At 59.9% G+C, this 14,047-nt stretch carries 17 protein-coding genes; 9 read left to right on the plus strand and 8 right to left on the minus strand.

What is annotated here, in order from left to right; genetic code table 11:
* Positions 1-9: 9 nt before the first annotated feature.
* From ABID12_RS05705 to ABID12_RS05735, 7 genes are all read left to right on the plus strand, one after another.
* Positions 10-1,566, plus strand: a complete 1,557-nt coding sequence (locus ABID12_RS05705; protein ID WP_354433442.1) for a Na+/H+ antiporter subunit D — start codon at positions 10-12, stop codon at positions 1,564-1,566.
* Positions 1,567-2,040 carry a Na+/H+ antiporter subunit E gene (locus ABID12_RS05710; RefSeq protein WP_354433443.1) on the plus strand — a complete coding sequence of 158 codons (474 nt, stop codon included), beginning with the start codon at positions 1,567-1,569 and terminating at the stop codon, positions 2,038-2,040.
* A complete protein-coding gene (locus ABID12_RS05715; protein WP_354433444.1) occupies positions 2,040-2,429 on the plus strand; it encodes a cation:proton antiporter in 390 nt (129 codons plus the stop codon). The genes ABID12_RS05710 and ABID12_RS05715 overlap by 1 nt, the downstream gene beginning before the upstream one ends.
* Before the next feature lie 6 nt (positions 2,430-2,435).
* A complete protein-coding gene (gene mnhG / locus ABID12_RS05720; protein WP_106305112.1) occupies positions 2,436-2,774 on the plus strand; it encodes a monovalent cation/H(+) antiporter subunit G in 339 nt (112 codons plus the stop codon).
* Positions 2,775-3,159: 385 nt separating this feature from the next.
* A complete protein-coding gene (locus tag ABID12_RS05725) occupies positions 3,160-3,582 on the plus strand; it encodes a Ros/MucR family transcriptional regulator (protein WP_106305261.1) in 423 nt (140 codons plus the stop codon).
* A gap of 332 nt (positions 3,583-3,914) precedes the next feature.
* Entirely contained in the window at positions 3,915-4,346 is a 432-nt protein-coding gene (locus ABID12_RS05730) for a helix-turn-helix domain-containing protein (RefSeq protein ID WP_354433445.1), read from the plus strand.
* 31 nt (positions 4,347-4,377) lie between these two features.
* Positions 4,378-4,866 carry a DUF6456 domain-containing protein gene (locus tag ABID12_RS05735; RefSeq protein ID WP_354433446.1) on the plus strand — a complete coding sequence of 163 codons (489 nt, stop codon included), beginning with the start codon at positions 4,378-4,380 and terminating at the stop codon, positions 4,864-4,866.
* A 3-nt stretch (positions 4,867-4,869) separates the two neighbouring features.
* Here the strand turns inward: ABID12_RS05735 and ABID12_RS05740 are convergent, their stop codons facing one another.
* A complete protein-coding gene (locus ABID12_RS05740) occupies positions 4,870-5,292 on the minus strand; it encodes a SufE family protein (RefSeq protein WP_354433447.1) in 423 nt (140 codons plus the stop codon).
* Positions 5,293-5,383: 91 nt separating this feature from the next.
* Positions 5,384-5,923 carry a DUF5330 domain-containing protein gene (locus ABID12_RS05745; RefSeq protein ID WP_354433448.1) on the minus strand — a complete coding sequence of 180 codons (540 nt, stop codon included), beginning with the start codon at positions 5,921-5,923 and terminating at the stop codon, positions 5,384-5,386.
* 392 nt (positions 5,924-6,315) lie between these two features.
* On the opposite strand from ABID12_RS05745, the gene ABID12_RS05750 reads away from it, so the two are divergent.
* Both ABID12_RS05750 and ABID12_RS05755 read left to right on the plus strand, forming a co-directional pair.
* Positions 6,316-7,233 (plus strand): peptidoglycan-binding domain-containing protein, encoded by a 918-nt coding sequence (locus ABID12_RS05750; protein WP_354433449.1) that lies wholly within the window; start codon positions 6,316-6,318, stop codon positions 7,231-7,233.
* 41 nt (positions 7,234-7,274) lie between these two features.
* Positions 7,275-7,628, plus strand: a complete 354-nt coding sequence (locus ABID12_RS05755) for a DUF1491 family protein (protein WP_354433450.1) — start codon at positions 7,275-7,277, stop codon at positions 7,626-7,628.
* 3 nt (positions 7,629-7,631) lie between these two features.
* On the opposite strand, the gene ABID12_RS05760 is transcribed toward ABID12_RS05755, so the two are convergent.
* The 6 genes from ABID12_RS05760 to ABID12_RS05785 all read right to left on the minus strand — a co-directional run bounded on the left by ABID12_RS05760 (position 7,632) and on the right by ABID12_RS05785 (position 13,918).
* Positions 7,632-8,564, minus strand: coding sequence for a hypothetical protein (locus ABID12_RS05760; RefSeq protein ID WP_354433451.1), 933 nt, complete (start codon positions 8,562-8,564; stop codon positions 7,632-7,634).
* 223 nt (positions 8,565-8,787) lie between these two features.
* Positions 8,788-9,546: an ABC transporter ATP-binding protein gene (locus tag ABID12_RS05765; RefSeq protein ID WP_354433602.1), complete on the minus strand. Its 759-nt coding sequence runs from the start codon at positions 9,544-9,546 to the stop codon at positions 8,788-8,790.
* 8 nt (positions 9,547-9,554) lie between these two features.
* A complete protein-coding gene (locus ABID12_RS05770; RefSeq protein WP_354433452.1) occupies positions 9,555-10,322 on the minus strand; it encodes an ABC transporter ATP-binding protein in 768 nt (255 codons plus the stop codon).
* 4 nt (positions 10,323-10,326) lie between these two features.
* The gene (locus ABID12_RS05775) at positions 10,327-11,472 is read right to left on the minus strand and encodes a branched-chain amino acid ABC transporter permease (RefSeq protein WP_319517192.1); all 1,146 of its coding nucleotides are present in this window, start codon (positions 11,470-11,472) and stop codon (positions 10,327-10,329) included.
* A gap of 4 nt (positions 11,473-11,476) precedes the next feature.
* The gene (locus ABID12_RS05780) at positions 11,477-12,493 is read right to left on the minus strand and encodes a branched-chain amino acid ABC transporter permease (RefSeq protein ID WP_354433453.1); all 1,017 of its coding nucleotides are present in this window, start codon (positions 12,491-12,493) and stop codon (positions 11,477-11,479) included.
* Positions 12,494-12,571: 78 nt separating this feature from the next.
* On the minus strand, positions 12,572-13,918 hold the full coding sequence (locus ABID12_RS05785) for a substrate-binding protein (protein ID WP_354433454.1): 1,347 nt from the start codon (positions 13,916-13,918) through the stop codon (positions 12,572-12,574).
* Between the last annotated feature and the right edge of the window lie 129 nt (positions 13,919-14,047).

Raw genomic sequence — 14,047 nt, forward strand, 5'->3', positions numbered from 1 at the left:
ACTCCTCCCATGGCCGCTTCGTCCTCCGCCCACAATATCGATCTGTCGCTTGCGCTGACAATGGAACCGTCAACGCTGACGGATTGGCTGCCCATCCTGCCGGTTGCGCTCTGCATCACGGTTGGTGCGGTGCTGATGCTGATCCGCAAGCACACCGTCTGGCATCCGGTGATTGCCATTCCCGCCCTTGCCCTGCTCGTCGTGATCGACAGCCTGCTGGTTTATGCCGTTTCAACCGATGGTCCGATCACCATGGTGGCCGGCCGCTGGCTGCCGCCCTTCGGCATTGCCTTTTCGGCCGACCTGCTGGGCGGGCTGTTTGCACTTGCCGCCGCGATCGCGGGCCTTGCCGGTGCGATCTTCGCGGTCGGCGACATTCGCAACAGCGGGCGGCGATATGGTTTCTATCCGTTTTTGATGCTGTTGATGGCCGGTGTTTCCGGCGCGTTTCTGACCGGCGACATCTTCAACCTCTATGTCTGGTTCGAGGTGCTGCTGATTTCCTCCTTCGGCCTGCTCATTCTTGGCTCCACCCATGAGCAGCTTGACGGCGCGATGAAATATGCGGTGCTGAACCTGATCGGCACGACGCTGTTTCTGATTGCCGTTGCCTATCTCTACGGCGTGTTCGGCACGCTCAACATGGCCGATATCGCGCTGAAGGCGCGTGCCGCGCCCGCACTGCCGACGGCCACCATCGGCGCGCTGTTCGTGCTCGCCTTCGGGATGAAAGCGGCAGCGTTTCCGGTCAATTTCTGGCTTCCGGCGTCCTATCATACGCCTAGAACCGTGGTTTCCGGCCTGTTCGGTGGGCTTTTGACCAAGGTTGGCGTCTATGCGCTGCTCAGGGTCATGGTGATGATCCTGCCGGCCGATCTTGCCAATCTGGGCGCACTCGTCGGCATCAGCGCCTTCCTCACCATGGTGCTGGCCGGGCTCGGTGCCATTGCCCAGCATGATATCCGCCGCACTGTCGGTTACATCGTAATCGTCGGCATCGGCAATGTGTTTGCCGGTGTTGCCGTGGGCGGGGTCTCCGGTCTGGAGGGGGCGCTGGTCTATGCGCTTCATTCGATGATCCTGATGACGGCGCTCTATTTTGTCGTCGGCCTTGCCGGGAAACTGGCCGGCGGTTTCTCGCTGGTTGAAATCGGCGGGCTTTACCGCAGCAATCCGGCTTTTGCGGGTCTGAGCCTTGCGGCCTTCTTCGCCGCTGCCGGGCTTCCGCCGTTTTCCGGTTTCTGGCCGAAGGCGATCCTGGTGCGGGCAACGCTTGATGCCGGCCAGTGGTGGCTGGCGGCCGCCATTCTGTTTGCCGGGTTTTGCACCACGATTGCGCTGGGACGCATTTTCCTTCTGGTCTATTGGCGTCCGGCAACAGAACCGCCTGCCGCCAAGGTGGCCCTGCCGCTGACACAGAGCCTGCCGGTGATTGCGCTGATGGCGCTGGTGGTGGTCTTCGGTGTCTATCCCGAGCCGCTTCTGGCGATTGCCACACAGGCCGTTAACGGCATTATCTCGCCTGACGCCTATTTCATGTCGGTCTTTCCCGGGGGAGGGTACTAGATGACAATGCTGCTCCTGAACCTTGTTCTTGCGATCGTCTGGGTCGCGGTTACCGGCAGTGCATCGCTGCACAATCTGGTGTTCGGATTCGTGATCGGTGCGATATCGTTGGCGCTGGTTCGCCATCAGGTTGGCGGGGCCGGGTATTTTTCCAGAGCCCGGCGCATCACGGCGCTGATACTGGCCTTTCTTTACGATCTTATGGCGTCGGCCTGGTCGGTCGCCAAACTGGTCTGCTCGCCGCGTATGGAGTTGAAGCCGGGTATCTTCCGCTTCGAACTGTCACTTGAAAGGGATTTTGAAATCGTTCTGCTGGCCAATATGATCACCCTGACCCCCGGTACGCTGACTGTGGATGTCTCCGACGACAAGAAATATCTCTTTATCCATGCCATCGACTGTTCCGATCCCGACGGTATTCGCCGCGACATTGCCAACGGATTCGAGAGAAAGATCAGGGAGGCCTTTGCCTGATGACGCCTGATATGATCGTAGGAACTGCCGCCGACATCGCGATTGCGATCCTGTCGCTGGCGCTTGTTCTCACCGCCTTCCGGGTGGTCAGGGGACCGACACTGCCGGACCGGGTTCTGGCGCTCGACATGCTGGTGGCCGTTGCCATGGGCTTTATCGTGATGATCGCGATCCGCACCGGGTTCACGCTTTATGTCGATATTGCCATTGCACTCGGTCTTGTCGGCTTTCTGGCAACCGTGGCCTTCGCCCGTTTCATCCGTTCCAGTGCCATGCGCGACGAGACGGAAACCGGATTTCAGGTCCGGCCGCATCCGATGGCTTATGACTCGGGAAGCGCTGGTGAAGACGTGCCGGTGGTCTCTGCCGACGCCGCGAAGAAGGAGTAGTCCGCGATGGATTATGTTATTGCCGTTTTCGTTTCCGTGCTGATGCTCGGCGGTTCCATCTTCGCGTTGACCGCGGCTATCGGGATCGTGCGCTTGCCCGATCTTTACACGCGCATGCATGCTGCCTCGAAGACGGGCACGGTGGGGGCTGGCTTGATTTTTCTGGCCATCGGCGTGCACTCCGGCGATGTCGCGACCTTTGTGCGGGCGTTTGCGGGTATCGCATTTTTCGTGCTGACGGCGCCGATTTCGGCACATCTTCTGGCGCGGGCCTCGCATCAGGTCGGTTACCCTCTCCACGAGAAAACCGTGCAGGATGAACTTCAGAGTTACGAAGAGGGATAGTTTTCCTAACTTGTCCGAAAAGAAGTTGAAGTATAAGGCAGGGTGGGATGCGATAGTTCATCGCTCTCACCTTTTTTTTGAAACAAAAAGATACAATTTATCTGATTGTAACTTTACATTTTTGTTTAGAATGGTATTTGCTTCCGGGAGCATGGGCGACAAGCTCTTGCCCGAATAGAAAATAATATCTGTCTCTGCGTTGATGCGGGTTTCGATCTTTCTTGTCTGTTTGATCGTTTCCCACTGGCCAAACGTGCATCCAGTTCCGTTTCTGTGCTTTCGGGTCCGGTCTTTGTTCCGGTCGGGGCAGTTTACGTGGAATTCGGCATCGGTTTGTGGCAGGCGCTCATACGAAAGACAAAAAAGAAGAGAATAGGAGTGAATGATGACAGAAGCTGTGGTCGACCAAGAGACCCAGAATCTTGTTGAGCTGACCGCCGATATTGTTGCGGCCTATGTCAGCAACCATGTTGTTCAGCCCACGGATTTGCCGAGCCTGATTCAGGAAGTGCATGCCGCATTGAACAATACGGCGCGTCCGCAGGCGAATGTTCAGGCTGCGGAAAAACAGAAACCGGCTGTCTCGGTTCGCAAATCGATCAGCGGCGACCATCTGGTCTGCCTGGAATGCGGCGGTAACTTCAAATCGCTGAAGCGTCATCTGATGACCCATCACGAGCTGACGCCCGATGCCTACCGCGAAAAATGGGATCTGCCTGTCGACTATCCTATGGTGGCGCCTTCCTATGCTGAAGCCCGTTCGCGCCTCGCCAAGGAAATGGGACTCGGTCAGCGCCGCAAGGGCTGAGCCTCTCCCACCACTCCTTGCATAATGCCAGCCGCGAAAGCGGACTGGCATTTTTTTTGTTGAAAGCGCTGTCAGGCAACCTTGCCAAACTGTCGCCGCGTCGTTGTCAGCGCTGGCGCGCGTCAAACGTTCATGTGATTTAATACTCCTATTAAGTGTGTATTTACAAATTTACACGTAAATGGACGTGGTTGAAAGAAGTAGGAAAATAATCCTAAAATAATTCGGGATAAATCAATAAAAACAACCATAGGCTATCTAGAGGTGCCGCTTTCTGTCCCCACTATCTCGCTAAGTGTGAGAATAAAATCCTATTCAAGCCGGGAGATGACATGAACGAGCATAAAGCAGCGCCCACAGGGACAGCGCATTTTCATCAGTCCTTCGTCCATCAGGCCCCGCGCGCCACCACATGGTCTCTGGAACGCGCCGGTCAGATGGCCGACATTCGCAAGGCATGCCGTATTGTCCTGCTGATCACCAGGGAAATGGCGCAGGTTGCCGGAGATCGGGTAACGCTGAGAGCCGAGCGCCGTCGCTCGGTCTCCCATTTCCGGCAAATCGCAATGTATGTCTGCCACGTCTCGCTGCAGCTGTCGTTGAGCGAGATCGGCGCGGCATTCGGGCGTGACCGCACGACCGTTGCCTATTCCTGCCGTGTGATCGAGGATCGGCGCGACAATCGGGAATTCGATGAATTCGTGGCGTCGGTCGAGCGGCTCGCCTATTCCGTTGTCATGGTCGAGGTGCGGGAAAATGGCTGAGAGGGATAGAGGACGAGGAGCTGCAAAAATATTGCGCACAGGTGAGAAGACCCCGCTTGAGACCCTGGCCCGCCTGAAGGCGCGCGATGGTTCTCCCTTTCTGCCGCCTGCTGCGCATGACGCCGGGGAGCGCTTGCTGTCTGATTTCATGCGGGCGCAGATGCAGCCAAGGATAACGGCCTCGCTGCAGCCGCGCCTTGAAAGCCGGGGCCCCGGGTTGCGGCAGGACGGTGCGGTATTTTCCGACAGTGCAATGGATGCGCGGCGCCATGTCGCCGGAGCGCTGAAGGCTGTCGGCCCCGAATTGGCCGATGTTATTCTCGATTTCGTGTGTTTCGAGAAAGGGCTGGAGCAGATGGAGCGGGAGCGGCAATGGCCGGTGCGTTCGGCAAAGCTGATGGTGCGCACCGCCCTGATGGCGCTCGCGCGCCACTATGCACCGCGCCATCGCCGGGTGTCCCACCACTGGGGCGAGGAGGGGTATCGTCCCGATATTTCGGCCATGTTTGCCGATGAGTAAGCCTCAGGCCGCCAGTGCTCCGGCGGCTGTCTGCCGGATTTTCGTCACCATGGCATTGAGACCGTTGGTGCGCTGGGCGGAGAGGTGGTCGACAAGGCCGATGCGGCGGAAGGTTTCGATGGCATCCGTGGCGGCAATCTCCGAGGCTTTCCGGCCGGAGTAAACGGTCAGAACGATCGAGACGAGGCCGCGGACGATGAAGGCGTCCGAATCGCCGCGAAACCGCATCACCGGATCGTCTCCCGCTTCCTTCTCGCTGACGAGCCAGACCTGGCTGGCGCATCCATGCACGCGGTTTGCCTCGTTCTTTTCAGCATCGGGCAGGTCCGGCAGTTCCTTGCCGAGTTCGATCACGTATCGATAGCGGTCTTCCCAGTCTTCCAGAAAGGAAAAATCGTCGATGATCTGGTCGAGTTTCTCATTCATGAGGCGCCTCTTTTCTGTCGCTGCGCTTCATATAGTCCGATGCGGTCCTGATTGAAACGGCAGCGCCGGTGTTTGCCCGGGGAAGATGTTGTCAGCGCGGGCGCGGCGTGGGCAGCGGCACGTTTTCCGGCAGGCCGGAAATCCGCAGCGGTTCGCTAGCGACTGACGGCGGCCGGTCTTCTGGGGCGATCGCGCCTGTGCGGATAAGGTCCGTCTGCGCGGAAGGCTTTTCTGCCATGCGGCCGGAGACTGTGGTGCCGGCTGGTGCGACATCGGCGGGCCGGGCGGTTTTGCTGGCGGCCGGGGCGGGGGCTTCGGGCTTTTCCTCTGCCGTGTCGGAAAAATGCGCATCGAGATAGAGATAGACGATTTCCGCCCCCTGGCGGGCCCTGTTGCCGAGGAAGCCGAGGAGACCTGCGCCATCATCGCAGACGTCCGGCCGCTCATCGCACATGCCACTCATGTAATCGATCGTGCCGCGGGCGGCAGACACGGCCCCGCCGATATCGCTGCTACTCGGCAGGGTAGACTGATGGCGTCCTGAATTGCTGCCCAGCAGAACGGGCGCGAAGAACGGCACGATCAGCAGCAGCAGAAAAATCATGAATGCCGATTTCAGCAGAAATCTCATTGTTTCTTTGCCCGTCTGTCGGTTTCGGTAGTGCATGTCCGGGCGGCCACGCGTTCACACTCTATTATAGGAGGGTAAATGAGCCGCTAAAAGGTCCGGCCATAACTGCAGTCGTACAATGAACGGGCTTGTGTTTCTGTTCTGGTTTGAAGGAAAGATGATGAAATACAAGATGTTATGGAGGGTTTTATAGAACGGAAAGGTTGCATGCTGTGACAAAGCATTAACTATGTTGCATGTTTTTGCCGTGCCGATCCGTTTTTGTTGTCTGGTCGCAGGCCTTGCCTTCCATTACCCTTCGTTAAGCCGAACCGGCTAACTTGGCGCCGATCCGACAGGGGGCGACGTTGGCCGCGGCTGACGCCAGGACGCGATATGAAGAGTGAAGATGAATGGCAAAGGCAAGGAAAAAGCAGAGCAGACGCGGCAAGAAGACGCCGTCCATCCTGAGGCGTGGTTGTGTTGCAATCGGGGGATTTGTCGCCCGCCACCCGTCCTGGGTCGGCGGACCGCTGGCCTTTGGCGTCGTTCTGAGCTTCGTTTCCGCCAATGCGCTCTGGTACCAGCCGGGGCCGCATCCCGAACCGCTGATGAAAACCCGGCAACCGACCGACCCCTATGCCGTTCCCGGACGACGGATGGCGCGTGAAGAAAATTTCGAAACCTTCCGGATCGAGCTGGAAAACGGCGATGACGACCGCGCGGTCGAGGTTGCCGCACTTGACCGTTCCGAAGGCGGTGACGATCTGATGGCGATCCTGCAATCGGTCGAGCAAGCGCCTCCCAAACCGGCACCTTCGGTGGCCGCACCCAAGCCGCGCGAGACGGTTGCCGTCGATGATCATGCCATTATCCGTCAGGTTCAGGAACGTCTTGCCGCGGCCGGCTATTACGAGGGCAAGCCCGACGGTGTCACGGGGCCGCTGACGGAAGCGGCTGTGCGTGCCTTTCAGACCGATCAGGGGATTGCCGAGACCGGTGTTGCCGATGAAGGCCTGCTGGCCCTCCTGAAAAGCAGCGATGCCAGCTTGCCGCCGGTGCCGACGCGGCGGGCGGAGGTGGCGGCCGGTGCGCAATCTGACAATACGACGGGCAGCATTTCGGCCTCGGCGTCTGTGGCCGATCCGATGGTGGTGGAAATCCAGCGTGGTCTGGTGAATATCGCCTATGACGACGTCACGGTTGACGGCGTGGCCGGTGTCAACACCCGTGCAGCAATCCTGCAGTTCCAGAAGCACTATCGTCTACCGGAAACCGGCGAACCGAGCGTGGCCGTGCGTGACAAGCTTGCGGAAATCGGCGCGCTCTGACTGCTGGTTGACCGACTTCCCCTTGAACAGGATACCGGGCCATGCGCCTTAAATCGGATATCTTTGTATCGGCACTGGTGCGCCGGGTGTTTTCCAGCGGCGATTTTGCCGTTGTGGAGCGCAAGGGCGCGGCCGATGCCGGCGCGATCGCGATCCGGCAGGTGATGCGGGATGGCCGCGAATGCCTGTTCATGCCTGCGCCGCAGTTTTTTACCGCAGAAAGCGACGAAGACCGGCTTTTCGAAAAACGGCTGGATCGGGCCGCGCCTGAAGAGGTGGAAGGCAAGCTGGAAAAGGAAGTCCGGTTTGACAGCGATCTCTGGGTCGTGGTGCTGGAGACCGAAACGGTGGAGGGGCTGTTCGCCGTTGCCGGTGAGGACGATGAGCCTTGCTGAATGTCAGGCAGAGCGGCGGGTCTGACGCCGCGGGGCGTTTTCGCTGGCTGCTTTTTCCTCTTCGGCGCGCCTGTTCTGCCATGCCAGCAATTCCTCGATACAGGCGGTCGGCTGCAGGCCGTCGACGAGTTTTTCCGCCGCATCTTCATTATTCTGTTTGTCGCCGGCAAGGTCGGGCGCGATGCGCGGGAGCACGTAGGTCGTGTCATCCTTCGTCATGCCGAGCGCGATGAGCGCGACACCGAGACGCCGGCCGCTCGCCTCGGCCAGGACTTCGGCGGCAAGCACGCGGTCGCCGCCAAGGGCGCGGGCGAAGGTTTCGAGAAACAGCGTGCCTTCTCCGCACCGGGCAAAGCGGACCAGCAGTGCGGTCTGCAGTTCCGAAAGTGTCGAAAGGCCAAGCCTGTCTTCGGCCGCGCTGCCCGCTTTTGCCGCCATTGCCTTCAGCGTCTGGCGCAAAACCTCGCTTTCGTCGCGCGAACCGGTGCGGACATCGAAATTGCCTTCCGGGACTTCGTCATCCTGCGGGCGATGGCAGCCGATCAGCGCCTGAATGACCTTTTGTGACAGGTCGGCGCGGTGGATGATGGCGCGGATGTGCTCCTCGCTCATGGTTTCGATCAGCACTGTCAGGGTTTCGTCGGAAATTGCCGGCGAGCGGGCGAGGAAAGGCGCCGATATGGCGATTTCCTGCCTGCCGATATAGTGGCAGATCTCCTGCGGGACATCGGGATGGCCGGAAAGGGCGGCAACGGCCTGGCGCCGGGCTTCGGGCGTCGATGCCTCATAGACCGGGGGGAACAGTTCGACAAAGCGGCGGCGTTCGGCAGCACTTGGTTTTTCAAGCGCTCCGAAGCTCGAGACCGTTGCCATCAGCACGACATCGAGCTTACGCGTATTCTTCAGCCCTTCAAGTTCCCGGTAACGATCGACCAAGGCCGTACTCCCCGACGAGACCATCGGCAGCTTATCCGCCGGATGATGTCATTCTTCTCTGCCACACCGGGATGTCGAAAAAACGGCAGTCGTTTTCCCGCCCGACGCATAGATGTCTTCAATCTGACAAGAGGTTAGGGGGAAAACGTTAGAAAGATGTTAACCATAGGTGATTGTCGGCATTGACCGGCGGCACGCGATTCTCGCCGCCGGTCGGTCGGGGTCAGATCGCCAGATATTCCTCGCGCAGTTCGGCATTGTCGAGCACATCCTGAGCGCTGCCGGAAAAGACCACTTCGCCGGTATCCATGATCACCGCGCGGTCGGACAGTCGGAGGGCAGCAACGGCGTTCTGTTCGACGATGATGGTGGTGATGCCGAGATCGCGGATCTGGCCGACGATCTTCTCGATTTCCTGAACGATCACCGGGGCGAGCCCTTCATAGGGTTCGTCCAGAAACAGGATCTTGATCTTGCGTGCCAGCGCGCGGGCGACAGCTAGCATCTGCTGTTCACCGCCGGAAAGGGTGACGGCTTCCTGATTGCGGCGTTCGGCAAGGCGGGGAAAGCGGTCATAGATTTCCTCGACCGACCAGCCCTTGTCGCCGGCGACCTGGGCCAGAGTGAGGTTTTCCTCCACCGAAAGCCCGCCGATGATCCGCCGGTCTTCCGGCACAAGCTGAACACCGGCACGTGCGGCCTGAAAGGCGCGCTTGTTGTGCAGCGGCTCGCCGTCAAGCCAGATTTCGCCCTGGCTGAGGGTCGGGCTGTCGAGGCGGGCGAGTGTTCGAAGCGTGGTGGTCTTGCCGGCGCCATTGCGACCGAGAAGCGAAAGCACCTCGCCCTTCCTGATGTCGAAGGATATGCCCTGCACGATATAGCTTTCGCCATACCAGGCATGAATGTCGCGCACCGACAGAAAGGCATCATTGACTGTTTCCGACACGTTGACCTGCTCCCCGGCGAAATTGCGTTTTTCCATGGCCATGTTCATTCGTGAGCCTCCCCGAGATAGGCTTCCCGGACCTTCGGATTGCCACGGACCTCGTCGGGAGAACCTTCGGCGATGATGCGGCCCTGGGCAAGAACCGAGATCTTGTCGGCAAGCGAAAACACGACATGCATGTCATGTTCGATGATCACCTTGGTCATGCCGCGGGCCTTGATGCGCTGCAACAGTTCGATGGTCATGTTGGTGTCGTGGCGCGCCATGCCGGCGGTCGGTTCGTCGAGCAGCAGCAGTTTCGGTTTCTGGATCAGGCACATGGCCAGTTCCAGCCGCCGCTTGTCGCCGCGCGACAGCGATCCCGCCTCATGATGGCGGCGGGCGGAAAGGCCGATATCCTCGAGCATGAATTCCGCCTCGTCGCGGATTTCCTTCTCGCCGGAAAGCGCCCTGACGGCATTCAGCCGGAAGGCGCCGTCGCGCCGGGCAAAAGCCGGGATCATGACGTTTTCGATTAACGTCAGGTCCGGGAAGATTTCCGGGGTCTGGAACACGCGCGATACACCCATCTGGTTGATTTCGTGCGGTTCGTGCCGGTCGAGCGTCTGTCCGTCGAAGATCACATGGCCGTGGCTTGGCTTGATACGGCCGATGCAGACATTGAGCAGGGTCGACTTGCCCGCGCCGTTCGGCCCGATAATGGCGTGGACCTTGCCGCTTTCGACCTCGAGGTCAACGTCGGAGAGGGCGCGCAGGCCTCCGAAGCTCTTGTGAACATCGGCAACGTGCAAAACGATATTGTTGTCTGCCATGGTTCTACTCCGCGGGCTGGATTTTGGCGGCCGACTGCGCCTTGCGGCCGCCGCCACCGCCGAAGAAGCGGACACGCAGGCGTTTGGCGCCTTCCATGATGCCGCCGGGCAGGAAGATGACGATCGCCATGAAGATCAGGCCAAGCGTCAGGTGCCAGCCATCGCCGACGAACAGCGACAACAGCCCGACAAGCGGCGTCTCGATCACATCGGGCAGGGCCGAAAGCGCGCCGTGCAGCGCGGCATCGTTGAACGAGGAAAAGATGTTTTCGAAATACTTGATTACAACGGCGCCGATGACCGGGCCGAGCAGCGTACCGACACCGCCGAGAATGGTCATCAGCACCACTTCGCCCGAGGCCGTCCACTGCATGCGTTCAGCACCGGCCAGCGGATCGGTGACGGCCATCAGCGCGCCGGCAAGACCTGCGAACATGCCGGAGATGATGAAGGCGGAGCGCAGATAGGGGCGGGTGTTGAAGCCGGTATACATCATCCGGTTCTGGTTGGACTTCACCGCCTTCAGCATCATGCCGAAAGGCGAGCGGAAGATCCTGAGCGTGATGAAGAAGCAGACCAGAAGGGCGATGGCGCAGAAGTAAAACCCGGCATAGCCCTGAAGCTCAATTCCGAAGAAATCGGGCGAGGGCAGGCCTTCGCCCGGCGTCAGAAACATATGGTCGATGATGCGCGGGTCGTTTTGCGACAATTGCAGGCCGGTTTCGCCGTTGGTGATCGGGGTCAGCACCGAATAGGCGAGATTGTAGCTCATCTGCGCGAAGGCGAGCGTGAGGATCGAGAAATAGATGCCGGAGCGGCGCAGGCTGACATAGCCGATAAGGGCTGCGAACAGGCCCGAACAGATCATGGCGAAGATGATCGCCGGTATGGCGTTCATGGTGAAAAGCTTGAACGACCAGACGGCGGCATAGGAGCCGACGCCCAAAAAGGCGGCGTGACCGAAGGAAAGATAGCCCGTCAGCCCGAACAGGATGTTGAAGCCGATGGCGAAAATCCCGAAGATCGCGAATTTCTGCAGCAATGCGGGATAGGCGGCCCCCAGCGGCATGAACAGGATCGGCGCCAGAAGCACGATCACCGAAAACACGATGAACAGCAGCCAGTCGTTGCGCGAAAGATTGGCAAACATTCGGTTAGTCCTCCATCACGCCACGGCGGCCCATGAGCCCGCGCGGCATGGTCAAGAGAATGATGACGGCAACGAGGTAGATGATCACCTGGTCGATACCGGGGATGATGGATTTCACCTCGTTCATCGAGGCGAAGGATTGCAGGATGCCAAGCGTGAAGCCGGCAACGATGGCGCCGGGCAGCGAGCCCATGCCGCCGACAACGACGACGACGAAGCTCAGCACCAGAAAGTCCATGCCGAGATGATAATTCGGCGGCAGGATCGGCGTGTACATCACGCCCGCAAGCCCTGCGACCACGGCGGCGATGCCGAAGACCACGGTGAAGCGTTTCTCGATGTCGATGCCGAGAAGGCCGACGGTTTCGCGGTCGCGCATGCCGGCGCGCACCACCATGCCGTAGGTGGTGAATTGCAGGAAGGCGAAGACCGCGCCGATGACCAGTGCTGCAAACAGGAAGTAGATCAGCCGCCACCAGGGATAGACGATAAAGGCATCGGCCATGCCGAACCATGCGGCGATATTGGCGGTGCCGGCAAAGGCGTCGGGGGCGGCCTGCGGCACGGGATTGGCGCCGTAGATCTTCTTGATGATCTCCTGCAGCACGATGGCGAGACCGAAGGTCACCAGAATCTGGTCGGCATGGGGGCGTTTGTAGAAAAAGCGGATCAGCCCGCGTTCCATGACAAGCCCGATCAAAAGCATGACCGGAATTGCCAGCAGGATCGAGAGCGGAACCGACCAGTTGATCATGGCGGCGCCGAAATCACCGAAGGCGTATTCCATGTAGGGCACGGGGCGCGGCGCAAACAGCGCGCCTTCCGCCTTGGGCGGCTGGACCGGCCATGTCAGAAGGGCATTGAAGGTGACGGCGCAAAACGCACCGAGCATGAACAGCGCGCCATGGGCGAAATTGACCACGCCGAGGGTGCCGAAGACCAGCGTCAGGCCAAGGGCGATCAGCGAATAGGCTGCGCCCTTGTCGAGGCCGTTCAGAAACTGAATGATGATGGCGTCCATTGACCGCGTTTCCACTGTTGCCGGAAGGGCCGGGCGCTGTTGTTACGCCCGGCCGAAAATGCAAGCGATCGTTTCAGATCAGCAGGTCTTTGCCGTATCCGGGCCGAGCTCGCCGCCGAAGATCGACGGGTCGTAGTCGACATCGGCACGCGGCACGACCTTGACGACTTCCAGAAGGTCGAACTCGCTCTGCGGATCGGGATTGCCGCGCACCACCAGCACATCCTTCATGCACTGGTGATCGGCGGCGCGGTAAAGGGTCGGGCCGTTGCCCATACCGTCGAACTCGAAACCTTCCAGCGCCTTGATGACTTCCGGTGCGAAGAAGGTGCCGGCGCGTTCCACCGCATCGGCATAAAGCAGGGCCTGGACATAGCAGGTGTGGGCGGCCTGGGACGGCGGGAAGCCGTATTCCGCGCCGAAGGATTTGACGAAAGCCTGGCTGCCGTCATCATCGAGCGACCAGTTCCAGTTGGCCGAGCCGAGAATGTTTTCAGCGGCCGCGCCTGCGCCCTGCGCCATCAGGCGGGAGAACAGCGGCACGACGATCTCGAAATTCTTGCCGTTGACCTGCTTGTCCTTCAGACCGAACTGTACGGCCTGGGTCAGGGAATTGACCATGTCGCCGCCGTAATGGTTGAGGATCAGCACATCTGCGCCGGAATTCAGCACCGGGGTGATGTACTGCGAGAAATCGCCGGCGCCGACCGGCGTCTTGACGGTCTGGACAGTTTCCCAGCCGAGACCTTCCGTTGCGTTCTTGATCGATTCCTCCTGGGTCCAGCCCCAGGTGTAGTCGGCCGTCAGGTGATAGGCGCGGCGGTCGGAACCGTATTCCTGCTGGAGTACGGGCGCGAGCGCCTCACCCGACTGATAGGCGTTGAAGAAGTGGCGGAAACCGTAGCGGCGCTTGTCCTTGCCGGTGGTGTCGTTGGAGTGGGTGAGGCCGGCCATGAAGATCACGCCCATGTCCTGGCAAAGGCTCTGGACGGCGACAGCCACGCCCGAGGATGAACCGCCGGTGATCATCACCGCGCCTTCCTTCTCGATCATGCGCTTGGCGCTGTCACGGGCGGCATCGGATTTGGTCTGTGTGTCGCCGGTGACGTAGTTGACCTTCTTGCCGAGAATGCCGTTGCCCTTCAGCGCCTTGGAGGAGAAGGTGGCCAGCATGCCGCCGTCGCCTTCTCCGTTCAGATGCTTGGCGGCAAGCTGCAGCGCCTTCATTTCATCCGCCCCCTCATCGGCGTAAGGTCCGGTCTGCGGCACGTTGAACCCGAGGGTGACGGTGCTGCCGGTCGGCATGTTGCACGACATATCCTGCGCATAGGCTCCGCGCATGAAATGCATCGGTGCGGCCAGCGTCACACCGGCAGCCGCACCCGCGCGCAGCAGGCTGCGTCGGTTGATGATAAATTTTGACATCGGACTCCTCCCAAGTCGTCAGAGATGACTGCACGCTCCTCAGGGTGCAGCGGCGCTTTCCTCCAAAGCGCATGGAAGACAGTAACAAGCGGTCAAATTGTCGCAATTGAGCGAAAGTGATAAGACCTT

The sequence above is a fragment of the Martelella mangrovi genome, from assembly GCF_040545495.1.
GTDB classification, from domain to species: Bacteria; Pseudomonadota; Alphaproteobacteria; order Rhizobiales; family Rhizobiaceae; genus Martelella; species Martelella mangrovi.